Below are 17,152 nucleotides of genomic sequence, written 5' to 3' on the forward strand. Positions count from 1 at the left end.
CAACGAGCGGGCCAGCGCGGGCCTGCCGGAACTGCGCTCCCAGCTGGCAGCACTGATCGAGGCGCTGCACCCGGCCGGCAATAGTGACAGCGTTCACGCCGTCGATGCGGAATGATTCCGCCGCGGGGCCGGTTGCCAATCCTGTACGCACTACCCGCTTAGGAGATTCATGAGCATCAAGGTCCTCACCCTCGTCGGCAGCCTCCGCAACGGCTCCGTCAACCGCCAGCTGGCCGAAGCCGCTGCCGCCGTTGCCCCCGAAGGCGTCGAAGTCAGCGTCTACGACGGACTGGAGACCCTCCCGTTCTACAACCAGGACATCGACGTCGAGGACCAGGTCCCGGCCGCCGCGGAGGCGCTGCGCGAAGCCGCCCAGGGCGCCGACGCCGTCCTGCTCGTGACCCCGGAGTACAACGGCACCACCCTGCCGTGCTCAACAACGCCATCGACTGGCTCTCCCGCCCCTTCGGCGCCGGCGCCGTGAAGGACCTGCCCGCCGCCGTCGTCAGCGCCTCCCCCTCCGGCTACGGTGCCCAGTGGGCCAACGGTGACGCGCAGAAGGCCCTCGGCGTGGCCGGCGCCAAGGTCCTCGAGAACGCCTCGATCACCGTGGGCGGCCGCTTCGAGATCTTCGCCGAGACCCACCCCAAGGACCACGCCGAAACCGCCGCCGAGCTGACCGGCGTCGTTTCCGCCCTGGCCGCTGCCGTGCAGCCGGTGGCCGCCTGATCCAACCGCGCCCGCGCGGAACCTCATGGCCCGGCGCCGCTCCGTCAGGGGCAGGCACCGGGCCTTTTGGCTTTTTCGGCACTTCGGCTGACCGCTGCGCGCCGAGGTTCTAGGCTGGGGCCATTGCACGGCATCAAGGACACGACCGAAAGGTGGAACAGTGACGGTTGACCTCGCCCCGCTGATGAAGCTGCGCAATGGCGCCCGGATCCCGCTGCTGGGACTGGGCACCTGGCCGCTGGACAACGCCCAGACCGCTGCCGCCGTCGAACAGGCCCTGGCCACGGGCTACCGGCTGATCGACACGGCGGAGAACTATGGCAACGAAGCCGGCGTTGGCGAAGGCGTACGGCGCAGCGGCCTGCCCCGCGAGGACGTATTCATCACCACCAAGTTCAACAAGGAGTGGCACAGTTACGACGGCGTGCGGCGGGCTTTCGAGGCCAGCGCGGCACGTCTGGGGGTCGAGTATGTTGACCTGCTGCTCATCCACTGGCCGAATCCCGGCCAGGACCGGTACGTCGAGGCGTTCGAGGGCATGGCCGCGCTGCTGAAGGACGGCCTGGTCAAGGCGATCGGGACCTCCAACTTCAAGCCGGCGCACCTGCGGCGGCTGTTCGACGCCGGGCTGGTGCCGGAGGTGAACCAGATCCAGCTGGACCCGCGGCACACCCGCAGCGACCTCGTCGAACTGCACCGCGAATACGGCATCGCCACTGAATCCTGGAGCCCGCTCGGCCGCGGCGGATCACTCCTGCGGGAACCGGCCACCACGCAGCTCGCCGACAAGTACGGCAGGACGCCGGCCCAGATCGTACTGCGTTGGCAAACCCAGCAGGGCTTCATCGCCATCCCCAAGTCCAGCCGGCCCGAGCGGCTCGCCGAGAACTTCGGCATCTTCGACTTCGTGCTCGACGGCGACGAGCTCGCCACCCTCTCGGCCCTGGACACCGGCGTCGCGGACATCTACGACGCGGACGACTTCGGGCACTAGCCGAACCCACGCCCGCCCGCCCAAGCCGCGCACCGCCGTCGTAATTTCCCGCTGCCCACGCCGCACGGACGGCCTGCAAGGCGCGCCGCCGTCGTTGTTTTTGCGCTAACGACGGCGGAGGGCGGCTCCCGTACTACGGGAACCGCCCTGCGCCTCATTCAGGCTGGCTGCTACTGCACGGTCATCGCCGCGACGTCCGGCGCCTTCTCGACGTACTCGTACTTGAGCATCAGCTCGCCCATGTCGCTGAGCACCTCGGTGGGCACTTCGCCGTCGAAGGTTTCCATCTTCAGGCCCTTGGCCACGGCCTCATCCATGCCCATGAACTCCGGCAGCACCGCGCGCACGCCTTCGGGGTCCGCCTCGGCGGCTTCCAGCGCCTCGGTCACGGCGGCCTTGAAGTCGGCCACGATCTCCGGGTTCTCGCTGGCGTAGCTGCCGCTGGTGAAGGTCACCATGGTGGGCAGGCCGGGCAGCGCCTTCTGGTTCGGGTAGCCCACCAGCTTGTAGTCCTCATTGGCCAGCGCCTTGCTCAGGAACGGCTCGGGCAGCCAGACGGCGTCCACGTTGCCGCGCTCGAGCTGGGCCTCCATGTCCGGGAAGGGCATTTCGCTGAACTTCAGCGCCTGCGGGTCGCCGCCGTCGATCGCGGCGCTCTCCATGATGGTCAGGTCGCCCTGGGTCTTGAGCGTGTTGACCGCGGTGGTCTTGCCCTCCAGGTCCGCGAAGTTGTCGATGCCGGCATCCGCCTTGGTGACGACGCCGTTGATGTCCTCGCCCTCGGCCTTGGAGTTGCTGTACCCGGAGACAATCTTCATGTCCAGGCCCTTGTCGACGGCGGTCATCACCGAAAGCGGGTTGCCGACGGCGAAGTTCATGGTGCCGGTGGAGACGGCCGGCAGCATGGCCGCGCCGCCCTGGCCGGTCTGGAGCTCCACCTCCAGGCCGTGCTTTTCGAAGATGCCTTCGTCGATCCCGTACTGCATGGCGGCCGACGGGGCGATCGGCAGCACGCCCACGGTGACCTTCTGCAGATCGCCGCTGGCGGCAGTCCCGCCGCCTTCCGGCGCGGTGGAGCCGGAGGGCGAACCGGACCCGCAGCCGGTCAGAGCCAGGGCGATGATCGCGCCGCCGGTCATCAGTTTGGCAAGGTGCCTCTTCATAGCTGTCCTCTTCCTCGAGGTGGGTGATGGCTGCCCCGGGCGCTGACTGCCCGGAGCCGGTGGTTAGGCGTAGAAGCGGGCGAGGAACTCGGCCACGACGGCCGGGCGCTCTTCGCCTTCGATTTCGATGGTGTTGCTGGTCTTGATCTGGACGCCGCCCTTGACCTCGGTGACCTCGGCGATCGTTGAGTGCAGGCGGACCTTCGAGCCGACCTTGACCGGGTTGGTGAAGCGGACGCGGTCCAGGCCGTAGTTGACCTTGGTCTTGACGCCCTCGACGTCGAACAGTTCGCTCCACAGCGGGATGATCAGCGAGAGGCTGAGGAAGCCGTGGGCGATCGGGGCGCCGAACGGGCCGTCCTTGGCGCGCTCCGGATCGGTGTGGATCCACTGGTGGTCGTCGGTCGCGTCGGCGAAGGTGTTGATCTGTTCCTGCGTGATTTCGCGGTAGTCCGTGTAGCCGAGGTCCTTCCCGACCAGGCCGGAGAGTTCTTCGAAAGTGACGGTGGTCTTGCTGGCGGTGCTCATGGGTGGCTCCTCTTCGTCGGTGCTTGGGTTGACAGGCCGGGTTTTAGCGGAAGGCCCCGGTGCCGGTGATCGCCCGGCCCGCGATCAGGGCGTTGATTTCGTGGGTGCCTTCGTAGGAATAGACGGCTTCGGCATCCGCGTGGAAACGTGCGACGTCGGTGTCCAGCGTGATCCCGTTGCCTCCTACCACTTCGCGCGCCAGGGCGACAGTTTCGCGCATCCGGACACAGGTGAACATCTTGGCCAGCGCGGAATTCTCGTCCTTGTAGATGCCGGCCTCCTGCTGTTGGGTCAGCCGGACCACCATGCCGAGCGAGGCGGTGACGTTGCCCAGCATGGTGGCGAGCTTCTCCTGGATCAACTGGAAGCTGGCAATAGGACGGCCGAACTGCTCGCGCTCCTTCACGTACCGCACGGCTGCCTCGTACGCGCCGGCCTGCAGTCCGGTGGCGATCCAGGCGACGTCCGAACGCATGTTGCGCAGCAGGCCCGCGACGTCCTTGAACGAGTTGACGTTCTGCAGCCGGGCCGACTCAGGCACCTCGACCTCAGCAAGCTCGATGTCGGCGTTCTGCATCATCCGCAGCGCCGTCTTGCGGCCGATCTTGGTGATCGTCAGGCCCGGCGAGCCCGTGGGGACCAGGAAGCACTTGACCTGGCGGTCCGCCTCGTCCCGGGCGAAAACGGCCAGCACATCCGCCGAAGCTGCCCCGCCGATCCAACGCTTGGCCCCGTTGATGATCCAGCTGCCGCCCTCCCGCCGGGCCGTCGTGGCCAGGCCACCGGCAATGTCCGAGCCGTGGTCCGGCTCGGTCAGCGCGAACACGCCCTTGTACTCGAAGGAGCGGATCAGCGGGTCCAGCCGTGCAGCCTGCTCGGGGCTGCCGCCCAGATTGACCGTGGTGCGGAACAGCCCGGACTGGGCGTTGTAGAACGTCGCCACCGAGGCATCGGTGCGGGCCAGCTCGAAGTTCCGGAAGCCGCCGTAGAGACCGCTGGGAACCACACCGCCGGCGGTCAGTTCCTCCGGGTCCATCAGGTGCAGGTCATACAGCGGCTGGGCGATCTGGTACGGGAATTCGCCCTGCTCCCAGTAGTCGGCGAGCAGCGGTTTGACCTGTCCGTCCAGCACCGCGCGCAGGCGGCCCAGCACGGCCAGCTCGGCCTCGCTCAACAACGTGGCGAAGCCGTACTGGTCGGAAGGATAGAACTGCTCCGCCACGCCCGCCTTCTCTTCGGCCACCGCGCTCATCAGACCGCTCCAGCCAGGCCGAGCAGCCGCATGGCGTTGCCCTTCAGGATTTTCGGCCGGACCTCGTCCTTCAGCGGCAGGTCGGCGAAGGCGCCCAGCCACTTCTGCGGTGTAATCAGCGGGAAGTCCGTGCCGAAGAGCACCTTGTCCTGCAGCAGCGAGTTCGATGCCTTCACCAACGACTCCGGGAAGTACTTCGGCGACCAGCCGGACAAATCGATCCACACGTTCGCCTTGTGCGTGGCGATCGAGTTGGCCTCCTCCTGCCACGGCACCGAGGGGTGCGCCATGATGATCTGGAATCCCGGGAAGTCGGCGGCGACGGCATCGAGCAGCAGCGGGTTCGAGTATGCCAGCTTAATCCCGTAGCCGCCGGGCAGGCCCGCGCCCATCCCGTTCTGGCCGGTATGGAAAACCGCCGGCAGGCCGATTTCCTGCAGGGCCTCCCAGAGCGGGTAGAACTCCCCGTCGCTGGGATCGAAACCCTGCAGGCTGGGGTGGAACTTGAAGCCGCGCACCCCGTAATCCTCCGCCAGCCGCTTGGCCCGGATGATCGCCTCCGACCCGGTCAGCGGGTCCACCGAGCCGAACGGGATCAGCACGTCATTGTTGCGGGCCGCGCCTTCAGCCAGCTCCTCGATGCTGTTCGGCTTGTGCTTCAGCCGGGTCCGCGCATCCACCGTGAAGACCACGGCCGCCATGTTCAGTTCCCGGTAGGTTTCGGCGATGCTGTCCAGCGACGGCGTCCGTTCTTCGGCCTTGAAGTACTTGCTCGAAGCGTCCATCAGCGCCGGCGGCAGCGAGCAATGCCCGTGCCCATCGATCTCGATATGCACATGCATGTCGATCGCGGCCAGCGACGCGGCGTCCAGCCCCAGTTCGTAGCGGGTGGGCGCCATGGCTACTTCGCCGCCGGCTCGGGCTGCAGCTCGGCCGGCAGCTGCGGGAACTCCTCGCCTACGCTCTGCAGCCGCTGGCCGAACAGATCGTCGAACCGCTCGCTCAGCGCCTCGTAGCTCCAGCCGCCGTCCAGGTATTCCGTGGCGATGGCCTCCGGGTGCGACCACAGCTGCAGCCGGTCGCCGCCCACGCCGATTGCCTGGCCGGTCACGTTGGCGGCCGCATCGGAGGCGAGGTAGGCAATCAGCCCGGCAACGTCGTCGGCCGTTCCGAAGCCCAGCTCCTTGCGGAAGAACTCCGGCATGGCCTCCCCGCGCTCATCAGCCTCGACGGCCTTCTGGAAGAACGGCACGGTCTTGGTCATCGCCGTCGCCGCCACTGGAATCACCGCATTGGCGGTCACCCCGGCCCTCTTCATCTCCAGCGCCCACGTGCGCACCATGCCCACGATGCCGGCCTTCGCCGCGGCGTAGTTGGTCTGGCCGAAGTTCCCGCGCTGCCCGGTCGGCGAACCGATCGTAATGATCCGGCCGGCCACGCCGTTCTCCTTGAAGTAGGCGTAGGCCTCGCGCACGCAGGTGAAGGTGCCGCGCAGGTGCACATTGATGACCAGGTCGAAATCCTCGTCCGTCATCTTCAGCAGCGACTTGTCCCGCAGCACGCCCGCGTTGGTGACCAGGATGTCCAACCGGCCGAAGTGCTCCACTGCGGCCGCCACCAGCGCCTTCGCCGTCTCGGTCGATCCCACCGGCGCCACCACCGCCACAGCCTTGCCGCCCGCAGCGGTAATGCTGTCAACGGCTTCGCTGGCCACCTGCTCGTCCACGTCATTAATAACGACGGCGGCGCCCTGCTTCGCCAGTTCCTGCGCGTAGGCCAGTCCAAGACCACGGCCGCTGCCGGTAACGATCGCTGCCTTACCTGCCAGTGACATATCTAAAGCTCCTTAGCCCACGTTCCGGCCAAGCTGCCGGAACCGACGGTTCACCTGTTCCAAAACCAATGACAACGTATACCATTGAAAAAGTCAACAGATTTGGGAACGCCTTATCCTGAGGAGATGCAAGGAACCATGACGGCACAGAAAACAGCCGAACCAGGCACCGGCCGTGCAGCCCAGGCCGCGGGGCCCGGCACCGGCCCTGCAGCCCAGACAAAGGAACCCGCCACCGGCCCTGCAGCGCCGGCCGCTGACCAGAACGGTGCCGCGGGCCCCGAACGGCTCCATGCCACCGAGCTGGCCGATGAAATCGAGTTCCTCACCGCGCGCGCCCGCTCCGTCGGCTCCGGCCGCGCCAACATACTCCTCAAGGAGCTGGACCTGAAGGTGCGCTCCTACTCCGTGCTCTCCTTGGCCTGCAGCGGCCTGAACCCCTCGCAGCGCGAACTCGCCGACTTCCTCAGCCTGGACCCGAGCCAGATCGTGGCGCTCGTGGATGAGCTGGAACGCCGCGGCGCAGTCAGCCGGGAAGCCGACCCCCGGGACCGCCGCTCCAAAGTCATCGTCGCCACCGCAGAAGGCAAGCAGCTCTACAAGAAGGCCTACGGCGTAGTCCGCCAGGCCGAAGACCGCTCGCTCGGACAGCTGAGCCCCGAAGAGCGCGACGTGCTCCGCAGCCTGCTCAAGCGCGTCGCCTTCGAAACGGCCGACTGACTCCTTATCCGGCTGACGCTCCCGTCCTGCTCGCTGCGGAAGCAGGACCAGCCGGGTTCCGCCGCCCTCCCTTAGAGCCCCTTGACCAACAGGTTCTCGTGCAGTTCCTCCCAGCCCTGCTCCAGAAGGTTGACGTTGGGATCCAATCCGCCGCCTGCCGGACGGGTCGGATCGAAGCCATCCGGAACCAGCATGGCCTGCACGCCTCCGCGCCCTGCCGCCACCGGAGCCTTCTCCGAACATCCCGCCACCCAGGACGACTCCCCGTCGCGTGCGTCGATCACGATGCACGCCGCCGAGGCCGCCCCGTCGGCCGCCGGTTTCGCGGCATAGAAAGCCACCTCTCCGGACTCCGCCAGCAGCCTTGAGCTGGCCAGGTCGAGCCCCGCCTCCTCCATGTAGGCGGGCAGGGCATCCCGCGGCCCGGCCTCCGCTTCCAGAGCACCCACGCCTTCGGGGCTTCCGCAAGCCGCCAGCAGGAGTACGGCCGAGCCCATGCCCGCCGCCGCAGCCGCCCTGCGCAAGCGTGACGGCACAACCGCTCTGGAAAAGCCTGCAGCCGGAGCCTTCCTGTGGACCGCAGAACGCGCAATCCTGCTGGACGCTCCTGCCGACCTCATCGTGCTGCGCATGCCGCCGCCCTTCAGCCTGGAACCTTCACACCAACCTATCCGGCTCGCCATGGAGGGCGAGCGGGACGGCCGGCTTCATTTCGATAACAGTCGCCCAGCCAAGGAACTCCAGCCGGCTTTGTCTCGCATTGCCACATCCCAAAAGGCGGCCGCCCTCCCGCCACAGGGAAGGGCAGCCGCCTTTGGTGTCCGGCCGGTCGCCAGGCGCAGCCCTGGCCCTTGGTACCGGCTATGCCTGGGTCGCGGCCGCCGGACGGTGGCCTGCCTTGGCGAGCTGGATCTGCTCGTAAACGTGGTGCCGCAGTTCCGTGAACCGCGGCAGGGCGCGGGTGTTGAGCTGGTCGCGCTCGTCGGGCAGGTCGATGTCCAGGTCTTCCTGGATCACTGTCGGCGAGGAGGACAGGATGATCACGCGCTGGCCAAGGTAGACCGATTCGTCGATGTCGTGGGTGACGAACAGGACGGTCACGCCCAGCTTCTTCCACACGGTGCGGATCAGGTCCTCCAGGTCGGCGCGGGTCTGCGCGTCGACCGCGGCGAACGGCTCGTCCATCAGCAGCACCTCGGGCTGGTAGGCCACCGCGCGGGCGATCGCCACGCGCTGCTGCATGCCGCCGGAGAGCTGCCACGGGTAGGACTGCGGCACGTGCGCCAGCCCCACGGCCTCGAGGGCATCGTCAACCAGCCGGTCACGTTCAGCCTTCGGCACGCCCTGGTTCTTCAGCGGCAGCTCGACGTTCTCGCGCACCCGCATCCACGGGAAGAGCGAGCGGCCGTATTCCTGGAACACCACCGCCATCTTCTTCGGCGGCCCGACCACCTTGGTCCCGTTGAGCAGCACCTCGCCCTCGGTCGGGGCCATCAGTCCCGCGATGCACTTGAGCAGCGTCGTCTTGCCCGACCCGGACGGGCCGACCAGGCAGGCCAGCTCCCCGGCCCGCAGATCGAAGGTAAGGTTGCGCACGGCCTCGATGTCGCCGCCGTCGGTCTTGTAGACCTTCTTCATGCCGCGGACCGAGAGCATCGCCTCGTTGGCGGGCAGGGTCTTGCCGGCCGGTGCCGGAGTTGTATCAGGCTGCATTTTCTACCTCTCGCAGGCCGTGGTACCAGCGCAGGATCCTGCGCTCGGTGAATTGGAAGATGAACGACATGGCCACACCGATCAGGCCCAGCACCACGATGCCCGACCACATCTCCGGGATCGCGAACGAACGCTGGAACTGCACGATCGTGAAGCCGAGCCCCGACGAGGAGGCAAACATTTCGGAAATGACCATCAGGATCAAACCGATCGACAGGCACTGGCGCACACCGGCCATGATCTGCGGGCCGGCCGAGGGCAGGACCAGGTACTTCACCCGCGCCCAGCCGCCGATCCCGTACGTGTGCGCACTGTCCGAAAGCACGCCGTCGATCGCCCGGACGCCCTCGATGGTGTTCAGCAGCACCGGCCAGACACAGCCGGAGATGATCACCACAACCTTCATGCCGTCCGTGATGCCCATCAGCAGCATCAGCACCGGCACCAGCACCGGCGGCGGAATCGCACGGAAGAATTCCAGCACCGGCTCGGTCAAATCCCGCAGCCACTTGAACGAACCGATCAGCAGGCCCGCGACAATGCCGATAATGATCGCCGAGACCACGCCCACGATCAGGCGGCCGATGCTGGGCAGCACGTCGGAAAGGATCCGCTCCCCGAACCAAGTCTCGGCGAACTTCTCCGCCAGCACCCCAGGCGTCGGCACGAAGAAGTTCGTCTCACCCAGCGTCGAGGCCCACCAGATCAAAACCAGGATGACAGGCAGCGCCAGCGCGTACCCGATGCCCTTCAGGACTTTCATACGATCACCTCGGAACGGATGGAGGAATGCCAGGACAGGGTCTTGCGCTCAATCCAGCGCATCACCAGATTGATCACCACACCGATCAGGCCCGTCGCCAGCACCAGCGCGTACATCCCCGAAATCGCACCGCCGGACTGCGCCAGCGCGATCTCACGGCCCAGTCCGGGCGAACCGATCACCAGTTCGGCCGTGATCGCCAGGATCAGCGCCACCGAGGCCGCCAGGCGCACGCCGGTCATCAGGTACGGCAGCGCGGTCGGGAAGACCACATGGCGGATCCGCGCCAACCGGCCCAGGCCGTACGACTTGGCTGTGTTCATCGCGACGTTGTCCACATCGGCCACCCCATACAGCACCTGGATGAAGACCTGCCAGAACGACGCGTACACCACCAGCATCAGCGTGGACTCGATCTTCACACCGAACAGCAGCACGGCCAGCGGAATCAACGCCACCGACGGAATCGGACGCAGGAACTCCACCGTCGAATTCGTGAACTTCCGCAAAAAGGACGACGACCCGATGATGAAGCCCAGGACCGTGGCCAGCACAATCGCCATCACCAGGCCGATCAGCCAGGCCAGCATCGTCTCGCCCACCGCCACCCAAAACGCCGTCAAACCGAAATCGCGCACCAGCGCGGCGATGACCTCGGACGCCGGCGGCAGGAACCGCGGCTCAACAATCCCCACCCGCGGCACGAGTTCCCACACCAGCAGGAACCCCAGAATGCCCGCCAGGCCCAGCAACTGCTTCGACGGCAGCTTCTTTGACGACCGCCGGCGGTGTGAGGGCGCGGCCGCGCTGCTCTTGTCCACTGCTTGCGCTGTCATTGTGAACCGCCCCCCTGGGCGGGCAGCACCAACGCTGAGGCGGCTGCCGGCAGCGTGGCCAAGGTACGTTTCATTTCCACTCCTTTGCGCCCCCAGACGAGCGGGGGCGCCTCCATGGTGTTCGCGTTCTGAACGCCTGTTCACGCCTCAGTGTGCAGCTACTGAAAAAGTGAGGTCAAACACATAGTGATGATCGTTACATACAAGATATTGGGTGACGGAGGCATGACAAATCAAGTTGAAATTCTCAATTATTTCTGTTCACATCCGGCCAGAGGAGGCCCATTGGGCTCGACACTGCCCCTGCCGCCGGAGAGAGAGGGCCTTTGGCCCTTGCAGCATGGGGCTGGAATCGTAGGCTGAAACTGTTCGCGGAGGCGGGCCCGCCCATCCGGCTGCCGGCCCCGCGGGACAAGGGGGACACGGTGAAGTTGAACCTGGCGGTTCCCGCGGCAGGCGCTGCACTGCTGCTCATGGCCGGTTGCGCCCCTCTCGAGCCGCCGGACACCTCGCCCGCCACAGGCAACCAGGAACCGGGAAACACCGTCACGACGCCTGGTCCCGCAGCCCCGACAACGGCTTCACCCCCATCCGGCTCCGGAGAAACAGCTTCAGCTTCGGCGCTGACGCTCTACTACATCGCTGTGGATGACGCGGGCGCCTCCGGCGAAACCGTCGGCTGCGGTGACAGTCTCATAGCCACCTACACCGAGCCCGTAGATTCCCCTGACCGCCTGCGGGACGCGATGGAGCGGCTGCTCGCCGACAAGGGGCAGTTCCTCGGCGAATCAGGACTGTATAACTCGTTGTACCAGTCCGATCTGTCCTTCACCGCGGCCAGCATCGAAGCTGATACCGCCACCGTCGAACTGGATGGCCGGCTCGTCTCCGGAGGAACCTGCGATGATCCGCGGATCGAGGCACAGCTGGAGCAGACGGCAGCCACCGCCGCGGGCACCAGCGAGGCCGTGGTCCTGGTGAACGGCGAACGGCTCGAAGAGCTGCTGGGCGGCAAGTAGGAACCAAACGGTTTTGGACAGGGAACTGGCCGGAACCGTTGGGGGGAGTTCCGGCCAGTGGCTTATGGGGTTATGTGAAGTGGGATGTTACTGCCAGGCGTGGTCCGCCCAGGCCGCATCCCGCGAGTAGTCGCTCCCGGTCAAGTTCCACAGGTCGCCGTCCGGTCCATGCGATGCGAGCCCGCCGATCTCTTCCAGGGCCGCCGTGCTGTGCTCGTCGATGGTTTCGGATGGGCGCATGTGCACGGCGTGAGCCGACGTGAACGGGGTCATCTTCTTCTCTTCTCCAACAGAGCGGATTCAGTATCGGGCGTCCAGGCACGGGCGTAGATACCCAAGGCTGCTTCTTCCCACATCGTGAAGCCAAGCCGGTTCATCATGTAGTGCGACTGGCTGAACATGAGGTTCTGGGCACTGCGGCTGAGCCGCGACCTGTCTGCCCGGTAGAGGTACGCGTCAATGGCCCTCTTCCAGCGCCGGCGCCAGTTCTGGACGGAGCCTTCAGCCGCCGTCGCCGCCATCAGCCGGTGCATCGGGGCAGTCCGTGGAGCAAGGCTGGCCGCAAGGCCGGCGCGCGCCTTCGACGCGCCGCGTCCAAGCTCCATGGTCGAGATCCTCAGGTGGTTGTCCCAGCAGTAGTTCCAGGACAACCGCTGCCGGTCCGCCCACTGGCCGGCCTTGGGCCCGTTCATCATCGCCCAGGCGGCATCGGAGAGCAGCAGCGCCCCCAAGGCCGTTCTTCCCTGTGACTTGGTGAAGCGGCCAACCGCCCAGCTGGCCAGTTCGGAGGACAGCTCGAAAACCTCTTCCGCCAGCACCAATCCTTCGGCCCCGCCGAACCTGTCCAGGTCCGCTTCGTGGACGGTGGAGACGGGCTCCGGTGCCAGCAGGCCGGCCAAGTCCTCGCAGTTGGGAGGCAGGACATAGTTCTGTTGGATCCTGGCTGTAGGCAGGACTGCAAGGAGCCGGTCCCGGGCCGCCAACTCAAACCTCTGGAGGCTATCGAGGGCTGAGCGGTGGCCCAGGAACCGGACCTTCAGGTGAGGCCCCACCTCATCAACATGATGGCCGAAGTACCAGCGGCCCACGCCTTCGCGGCGAGCGTGGGCCACCAGCGGCGTAACCAGTTCTCCTATGACGGTTTCGGCTACGTCCTGTCTACCCGTGTATATAGACAGAACCCACCAGTATGGTTTGAGACTGAGCGTTTCCGAGGGGCGGATGGCTGTCAGCTGGCTCATTCGCTTCTCCTTGGTGTGCTCGCTGGTGGTTGGGGAGGGATAGCCGTCGCCGTCCTGGTTACAGGATCAGCGTCATGCTGAGGATGGGGCGGCTTTTTACCAGTCCCAGGCTGCGACCGGAACGCTGTTGGGCTTGGGGCCCTGCTCGGCTACCACTGCAGGAGTGGCTGCCGAGATCGCGCCGAATGCAACCAGCAGACCTGCCGTGATGCTGGCGATCCTCTTGAACATGTCATTCCCTTCGGGGTGTGAGTGGCAAACCGTCGAGGAATGCCCCCCGACACGTTCAAGATTTCCGCGTCAGGCCCGGCGGTGTCCAGCCACACCGGGTGCAGGAACCGGACATGCCCTTAAAGGGACGGCGGCCGGAAAGTGTCCGTTTGGTGCCAACTGCAGATGGGCACAAAGTCCCTTGAGATTCCAAGGTTTTTCCACCACAGGTATGATTTGAACGTGACTACTTGAACAGGCTGGCAACATCCGGACATGACATGTAGTTACCAGTCTCTAGAATCGGCCGAGGGGGCAGTGGATGCTGAGCGGCACAGCGTTTGAACTGTATGAATACGCCGTGGCGAATCCGGATTGGACCAAAGAGTCCGCTTCCACCGCCTTGGGCTACACGATACGCGACTTGAATGGCGCTATCGCGGAACTAGTGGGCCGCAAGTTGCTGCAGCAGCCGGCTCCCCATGTCGAGGCGTTCATTGCCATTCCTCCGGATGTGGCCCTGTCCCAGCTCGTGGACAGTGATGAACGGCTGCTGATTGACCTGCGCGCCAAGATCAGCGGGCACCGCAGCGACATGGCCACGCTGGTCCCCACGTATCTGGCGGCCAGGAAGAAGGTCGGCCTCGATTCCACCGTGGAGGTGCTGGAGGACCCGGGCGTCATCCGCAAACTGCTCATAGATTACGGCCGGGATGTGAGCGAGCAGGTCCTGATCAGCCAGCCCGGCACCGGATCCACCGCGGAAGTGCACGAGGAGAGCATCCAAAAGGACCTGGAATTGCTCGGACGCGGGGTCATCAGGAAAAACCTTTACAGCGCCAGCACGCTCGACCACATGCCGACGCGCAAGGCGGTGGCGGCCACCGCACCGGCAGGCCTTGAGTACCGCACCCTGCCGTATGTCCCGCTGAAAGTGCTGATCTTCGACCGGAACCTCGCCCTCGTGGCCCGCCAGCTCTACCCGGACGACCGCGGCGCGCTGGTGGTGCGGGATCCGAAACTGATCCACGTTTTCAACCACCTGTTCAACGTGGCCTGGGAACTGGCTACACCGTTCAGCTGGGAGGAAGGCAACAGCACCGCCCAGCTCAACAGCGTCCAGCAGTCGATCCTCCGGGGCATGGCCTCAGGCTACTCGGACGAGGTGATTGCCCGCCGGCTAAACATCAGCGTGCGCACATGCCGCCGGCACATTGCCTGGATGCTGGAAGAGCTTGGTGCGGAAAGCCGTTTCCAGGCAGCCCTCAAAGCCAAGGAAGCCGGCTGGCTCTGACCGGGCGCTAGACCAAGTAAACAACTGTTGTGTTCAGGTCAACTTCGCGGGTTATGCTGTGTGAGTGACAGCACACAAGCCGACCACTTCCGCCGAACTCGCCACGGAAACCGAAGTCGCCCTGGAACGGGCCGTTACGTCCCACCGCCACCATGCCTTGTTCTCTATGCGGGCGTCGAAAATCAAACAGTCGGCGGTACGCGATGTCTTCGATATCTCACTGCGGCCGGGCCTGGTCTCGCTGGCGGGAGGCAACCCCTTCCTGCAGTCGCTGCCGCTGGAGAAGATTGGCGGCATGGCCTACAAGCTGGTCACCGAGCACGGGCTGACCGCCCTGCAGTACGGCGGCGGCCAGGGGATCGAGAAGCTTCGCGTCCAGATCTGCGAAGTCATGGCCGAAGAAGGCATCACCGATGCCGACCCGGACAACGTCGTCGTTACCGTTGGATCCCAAAGTGCCCAGGATGTCGCCTGCAAGGTGTTCTGCAACCCCGGTGACACCGTGCTGTGCGAGAATCCCACGTATGTCGGGGCGCTGAACACCTTCGAGGCCTACGAAGTCAATGTCGAGGCCGTCCCGATGGACGAACACGGGCTTATTCCGGAGGAGCTGAAGCGGCGGATCGACGAGGTCAGGGCCGCCGGCAGCAGCATCAAGTTCCTCTACACCATCCCCAACTTCAACAACCCCTCGGGCATCACCCTGGCGGCCGAACGGCGCGAAGAGGTCGTACGGATCTGCCGGGAGGCCAACATCCTGGTCATCGAGGACAACCCCTACGGGCTGCTCCGCTTTGACGGCCATCCGATCCCGCCGCTGCGGGCCGGGCATCCGTCCGATGTCATCTACATGGGCTCGTTTTCCAAGATCCTCGCCCCGGGACTGAGGCTGGGCTGGGCGCTTGTACCGGCCCATCTGCAGCGGAGGTTCTACCTGGCGAGCGAGGCCGTCACGCTGTGCCCGCCGACACTGAACCAGCTGCTGGTTTCGGAGTACTTGGAGGGCCACGACTGGCGGGGGCAGATCACCACCTACCGCGACCTCTACGCCGAGCGGTGCGCGGCCATGCTGGCGGCACTGGAGGAATTCATGCCGCCCGAGGTGAGCTGGACGCGGCCGGAGGGCGGGTTCTTCATCTGGGTGACGCTGCCGGAGGGTGTCGACACCTACCCGCTGCTCTACCAGGCGATCGACGCCGGCGTGGTCTTCATTCCGGGGGCGGCCTTCACGCCGTCGGACAAGCCTTCCAACCGGCTCCGGCTGGCGTTCAGCGCCGTGGCAGCCGATCGGATCCGCGAGGGCGTGCGCAGGCTGGCGCCGGTGATCGCCGACGCCATCGCCGCCGGCTAAGCTAGCGCCGCTTCTTCACATACCGGTAGTAGGCGTACCGTCCGGCGAAGTAGAGCGCCAGGACCAGCACGATGCGCAGGATGGGGTGCAGGCCCGGAAACAGCGCGATAAAGACGTAGCTGAGCAGGAACACGAACGCCATCGCCCAGAGCGTGCCGCGCCAGTCGATCCTGGGGATGCCGGTATCGTCGCGCCGGGGCGCACGGTTGTTGCTCATGCGCCCCAGTCTTTCACAACCGGGCAGGTCCGGCGGCTCAGCGTTCGACGAGGATGCCGTCCAGGTCCGCGTAAAGCATGGGGCCGGGACGGAACACCACGCCCGAGAACTCGACCGGGACATCGACCTCGCCGACGGAGTCCTTGGCGCTCTTGCGCGGATTGCTGCCGAGCGCCTTGATGCCCAGCGGCAGCGTGGCCAGGACCGCCCGGTCCCGCACGGGGCCATTGATCACGACGCCGGCCCAGCCGTTCTCCACGGCGGCGGACGCGATGAGGTCCCCCATGAGCGCGGTGTTGAGGGAGCCGCCGCCATCGACGACCAAGACGCTGCCGGCGCCGGGGGAATTCAGCACGGACTTCACGAGCCCGTTGTCCTCATGGCAGCGGATCGTGCGGATCGGCCCGCTGAACGCCGTATGCCCGCCGAGGTCCAGGAACTGCAGCACCACGGACTGCAGTTCCTCTCCGCGCTCGTCGTAAAGATCCGCGGTCTGTATAGCCGTGCCGGTCGTTTCGGTCATCGTTCGCTCCTCTTCGCCACGGGACCGATCATAGCCAACCGGCTAGCCGCGGGTGAATCTATCCAGCACCAGGCTGACCAGTTCGACCGGCGGCTCGTCGCCGGGCACCAGCAGCGGAGGGGCCACGATGTCCGCCCCGCAGCCTGCCGCGAGCGAGGCGAAGTAGCCCGGCGCCAGCAGGTAGCTTGCCAGGACGACGCGGGCGTGCCGCCCGGCCAGGCGGCGACGGGCGATGCGTGCCCTGGCAGCGGCAACGGCACTCCCGAGCTCCGGCTGGGCGGCGGAAATGTAGCCGGTGGCAACCTCCATGCGGAGATGCCGGGCCAGCATCCTGGCAGTGGCCTCGCAATCGGCGACGGCGCGGGGGTCCGTGGAACCTGCCGCGGCCAGCACTACCCGGTCGCCCCGGCGCAGTCCGGCCTGCTGCAGCCGCTGCGCCAGCACCTTCACCAGCCGCTGGTCCGGTCCCAGCGCCCGGGTGACCGAAACCTGCTTCGACGCGGCCGCCGCTTCAGCCAGGTCCACGTGGACGTGGTAGCCGGCAGAGAGCAGCAGCGGCACCAGCCGCGTCTCCTCGCTCAGGCCGGCGAGAACCGCGGGCACCTCCGGCTGCTGGACATCCACGAACGCTTCCCGCACGGCCAGGTCAGGACGGTGCCGCGCGACGGCCTCGACCAGCCTGCGGATCGCCGCCTGCCCGGCCGGCGAGCTCGTCCCGTGCGAGGCCGCGACCAGCGTGGTGGCTGTGTGCGCGGGCGCCAAGCC

20 protein-coding genes and 1 pseudogene are annotated in these 17,152 nt (G+C 66.2%); 6 read left to right on the forward strand and 15 right to left on the reverse strand.

The window, feature by feature from the left end:
* Window positions 1–169: 169 nt before the first annotated feature.
* Together D477_RS13780 and D477_RS13785 are read left to right on the forward strand one after the other, a co-directional pair.
* A pseudogene (locus tag D477_RS13780) lies at window positions 170–729 on the forward strand (NAD(P)H-dependent oxidoreductase).
* Between the two features lie 160 nt (window positions 730–889).
* Window positions 890–1,723, forward strand: coding sequence for an aldo/keto reductase (locus D477_RS13785; protein ID WP_005270201.1), 834 nt, complete (start codon window positions 890–892; stop codon window positions 1,721–1,723).
* A gap of 170 nt (window positions 1,724–1,893) precedes the next feature.
* Here the strand turns inward: D477_RS13785 and D477_RS13790 are convergent, their stop codons facing one another.
* The 5 genes from D477_RS13790 to D477_RS13810 form a co-directional block, all read right to left on the reverse strand.
* Window positions 1,894–2,886, reverse strand: a complete 993-nt coding sequence (locus D477_RS13790; protein WP_005270202.1) for an ABC transporter substrate-binding protein — start codon at window positions 2,884–2,886, stop codon at window positions 1,894–1,896.
* Between the two features lie 63 nt (window positions 2,887–2,949).
* Complete coding sequence (locus D477_RS13795) at window positions 2,950–3,414, reverse strand: MaoC family dehydratase (RefSeq protein WP_005270203.1); 465 nt, start codon at window positions 3,412–3,414, stop codon at window positions 2,950–2,952.
* Window positions 3,415–3,457: 43 nt separating this feature from the next.
* Window positions 3,458–4,666: an acyl-CoA dehydrogenase family protein gene (locus D477_RS13800; protein ID WP_005270204.1), complete on the reverse strand. Its 1,209-nt coding sequence runs from the start codon at window positions 4,664–4,666 to the stop codon at window positions 3,458–3,460.
* Window positions 4,666–5,565 (reverse strand): 4-hydroxyphenyl-beta-ketoacyl-CoA hydrolase, encoded by a 900-nt coding sequence (locus D477_RS13805; protein WP_005270205.1) that lies wholly within the window; start codon window positions 5,563–5,565, stop codon window positions 4,666–4,668. Before D477_RS13805 ends, D477_RS13800 begins: the two co-directional genes overlap by 1 nt.
* Before the next feature lie 2 nt (window positions 5,566–5,567).
* Entirely contained in the window at window positions 5,568–6,500 is a 933-nt protein-coding gene (locus D477_RS13810) for an SDR family NAD(P)-dependent oxidoreductase (protein ID WP_005270206.1), read from the reverse strand.
* Between the two features lie 138 nt (window positions 6,501–6,638).
* Between D477_RS13810 and D477_RS13815 the strand changes: the two genes are divergently transcribed.
* Window positions 6,639–7,220, forward strand: a complete 582-nt coding sequence (locus D477_RS13815) for a MarR family winged helix-turn-helix transcriptional regulator (RefSeq protein WP_005270207.1) — start codon at window positions 6,639–6,641, stop codon at window positions 7,218–7,220.
* 71 nt (window positions 7,221–7,291) lie between these two features.
* On the opposite strand, the gene D477_RS13820 is transcribed toward D477_RS13815, so the two are convergent.
* The 4 genes from D477_RS13820 to D477_RS13835 all read right to left on the reverse strand — a co-directional run bounded on the left by D477_RS13820 (window position 7,292) and on the right by D477_RS13835 (window position 10,532).
* Window positions 7,292–7,669 (reverse strand): hypothetical protein, encoded by a 378-nt coding sequence (locus tag D477_RS13820; RefSeq protein WP_150110132.1) that lies wholly within the window; start codon window positions 7,667–7,669, stop codon window positions 7,292–7,294.
* Between the two features lie 412 nt (window positions 7,670–8,081).
* Window positions 8,082–8,933, reverse strand: coding sequence for an ABC transporter ATP-binding protein (locus tag D477_RS13825; protein WP_005270230.1), 852 nt, complete (start codon window positions 8,931–8,933; stop codon window positions 8,082–8,084).
* Window positions 8,923–9,696, reverse strand: a complete 774-nt coding sequence (locus D477_RS13830; protein WP_005270259.1) for an ABC transporter permease — start codon at window positions 9,694–9,696, stop codon at window positions 8,923–8,925. The genes D477_RS13825 and D477_RS13830 overlap by 11 nt, the downstream gene beginning before the upstream one ends.
* Window positions 9,693–10,532: an ABC transporter permease gene (locus tag D477_RS13835; RefSeq protein WP_005270263.1), complete on the reverse strand. Its 840-nt coding sequence runs from the start codon at window positions 10,530–10,532 to the stop codon at window positions 9,693–9,695. The genes D477_RS13830 and D477_RS13835 overlap by 4 nt, the downstream gene beginning before the upstream one ends.
* 425 nt (window positions 10,533–10,957) lie before the next feature.
* On the opposite strand from D477_RS13835, the gene D477_RS21290 reads away from it, so the two are divergent.
* Window positions 10,958–11,551, forward strand: a complete 594-nt coding sequence (locus D477_RS21290) for a GerMN domain-containing protein (protein WP_237740793.1) — start codon at window positions 10,958–10,960, stop codon at window positions 11,549–11,551.
* Window positions 11,552–11,638: 87 nt separating this feature from the next.
* On the opposite strand, the gene D477_RS13845 is transcribed toward D477_RS21290, so the two are convergent.
* The 3 genes from D477_RS13845 to D477_RS23580 form a co-directional block, all read right to left on the reverse strand.
* Window positions 11,639–11,824, reverse strand: a complete 186-nt coding sequence (locus tag D477_RS13845; protein WP_005270268.1) for a hypothetical protein — start codon at window positions 11,822–11,824, stop codon at window positions 11,639–11,641.
* Window positions 11,821–12,792 (reverse strand): lantibiotic dehydratase C-terminal domain-containing protein, encoded by a 972-nt coding sequence (locus D477_RS13850; protein WP_005270272.1) that lies wholly within the window; start codon window positions 12,790–12,792, stop codon window positions 11,821–11,823. Before D477_RS13850 ends, D477_RS13845 begins: the two co-directional genes overlap by 4 nt.
* 96 nt (window positions 12,793–12,888) lie before the next feature.
* Window positions 12,889–13,023, reverse strand: coding sequence for a hypothetical protein (locus D477_RS23580; RefSeq protein ID WP_272943824.1), 135 nt, complete (start codon window positions 13,021–13,023; stop codon window positions 12,889–12,891).
* Window positions 13,024–13,324: 301 nt separating this feature from the next.
* Here D477_RS23580 and D477_RS13855 point away from each other — a divergent pair, with 301 nt between their 5' ends.
* Both D477_RS13855 and D477_RS13860 read left to right on the forward strand, forming a co-directional pair.
* A complete protein-coding gene (locus D477_RS13855) occupies window positions 13,325–14,296 on the forward strand; it encodes a helix-turn-helix transcriptional regulator (RefSeq protein ID WP_005270275.1) in 972 nt (323 codons plus the stop codon).
* Between the two features lie 64 nt (window positions 14,297–14,360).
* Window positions 14,361–15,647, forward strand: coding sequence for an aminotransferase-like domain-containing protein (locus D477_RS13860; protein ID WP_005270279.1), 1,287 nt, complete (start codon window positions 14,361–14,363; stop codon window positions 15,645–15,647).
* Window position 15,648: 1 nt separating this feature from the next.
* Here the strand turns inward: D477_RS13860 and D477_RS13865 are convergent, their stop codons facing one another.
* Genes D477_RS13865 through D477_RS13875 form a run of 3 tightly spaced genes read right to left on the reverse strand, consistent with a single transcriptional unit; the run spans window position 15,649 to window position 17,149 of the window.
* On the reverse strand, window positions 15,649–15,864 hold the full coding sequence (locus D477_RS13865; protein ID WP_005270283.1) for a hypothetical protein: 216 nt from the start codon (window positions 15,862–15,864) through the stop codon (window positions 15,649–15,651).
* Window positions 15,865–15,901: 37 nt separating this feature from the next.
* The gene (rraA, locus tag D477_RS13870) at window positions 15,902–16,387 is read right to left on the reverse strand and encodes a ribonuclease E activity regulator RraA (protein WP_005270287.1); all 486 of its coding nucleotides are present in this window, start codon (window positions 16,385–16,387) and stop codon (window positions 15,902–15,904) included.
* A 42-nt stretch (window positions 16,388–16,429) separates the two neighbouring features.
* Window positions 16,430–17,149 carry a sirohydrochlorin chelatase gene (locus D477_RS13875; RefSeq protein ID WP_043847031.1) on the reverse strand — a complete coding sequence of 240 codons (720 nt, stop codon included), beginning with the start codon at window positions 17,147–17,149 and terminating at the stop codon, window positions 16,430–16,432.
* Between the last annotated feature and the right edge of the window lie 3 nt (window positions 17,150–17,152).

Origin of the sequence: Arthrobacter crystallopoietes BAB-32 (assembly GCF_000328305.2) — a bacterium.
GTDB classification, from domain to species: Bacteria; Actinomycetota; Actinomycetes; order Actinomycetales; family Micrococcaceae; genus Crystallibacter; species Crystallibacter crystallopoietes_A.

What these genes read in the sequence shown, in the direction of transcription:
- D477_RS13835 (WP_005270263.1), bottom strand. Translation starts at nt 10,532, where the DNA reads ATGACAGCGCAAGCAGTGGACAAGAGCAGCGCGGCCGCGCCCTCACAC.
- D477_RS13825 (WP_005270230.1), bottom strand. Translation starts at nt 8,933, where the DNA reads ATGCAGCCTGATACAACTCCGGCACCGGCCGGCAAGACCCTGCCCGCC.
- D477_RS23580 (WP_272943824.1), bottom strand. Translation starts at nt 13,023, where the DNA reads ATGTTCAAGAGGATCGCCAGCATCACGGCAGGTCTGCTGGTTGCATTC.
- D477_RS13805 (WP_005270205.1), bottom strand. Translation starts at nt 5,565, where the DNA reads ATGGCGCCCACCCGCTACGAACTGGGGCTGGACGCCGCGTCGCTGGCC.
- D477_RS13855 (WP_005270275.1), top strand. Translation starts at nt 13,325, where the DNA reads ATGCTGAGCGGCACAGCGTTTGAACTGTATGAATACGCCGTGGCGAAT.
- D477_RS13795 (WP_005270203.1), bottom strand. Translation starts at nt 3,414, where the DNA reads ATGAGCACCGCCAGCAAGACCACCGTCACTTTCGAAGAACTCTCCGGC.
- D477_RS13790 (WP_005270202.1), bottom strand. Translation starts at nt 2,886, where the DNA reads ATGAAGAGGCACCTTGCCAAACTGATGACCGGCGGCGCGATCATCGCC.
- D477_RS13850 (WP_005270272.1), bottom strand. Translation starts at nt 12,792, where the DNA reads ATGAGCCAGCTGACAGCCATCCGCCCCTCGGAAACGCTCAGTCTCAAA.
- D477_RS13815 (WP_005270207.1), top strand. Translation starts at nt 6,639, where the DNA reads ATGACGGCACAGAAAACAGCCGAACCAGGCACCGGCCGTGCAGCCCAG.
- D477_RS13830 (WP_005270259.1), bottom strand. Translation starts at nt 9,696, where the DNA reads ATGAAAGTCCTGAAGGGCATCGGGTACGCGCTGGCGCTGCCTGTCATC.
- D477_RS13800 (WP_005270204.1), bottom strand. Translation starts at nt 4,666, where the DNA reads ATGAGCGCGGTGGCCGAAGAGAAGGCGGGCGTGGCGGAGCAGTTCTAT.
- D477_RS13865 (WP_005270283.1), bottom strand. Translation starts at nt 15,864, where the DNA reads ATGAGCAACAACCGTGCGCCCCGGCGCGACGATACCGGCATCCCCAGG.
- D477_RS13810 (WP_005270206.1), bottom strand. Translation starts at nt 6,500, where the DNA reads ATGTCACTGGCAGGTAAGGCAGCGATCGTTACCGGCAGCGGCCGTGGT.
- D477_RS13845 (WP_005270268.1), bottom strand. Translation starts at nt 11,824, where the DNA reads ATGACCCCGTTCACGTCGGCTCACGCCGTGCACATGCGCCCATCCGAA.
- rraA (WP_005270287.1), bottom strand. Translation starts at nt 16,387, where the DNA reads ATGACCGAAACGACCGGCACGGCTATACAGACCGCGGATCTTTACGAC.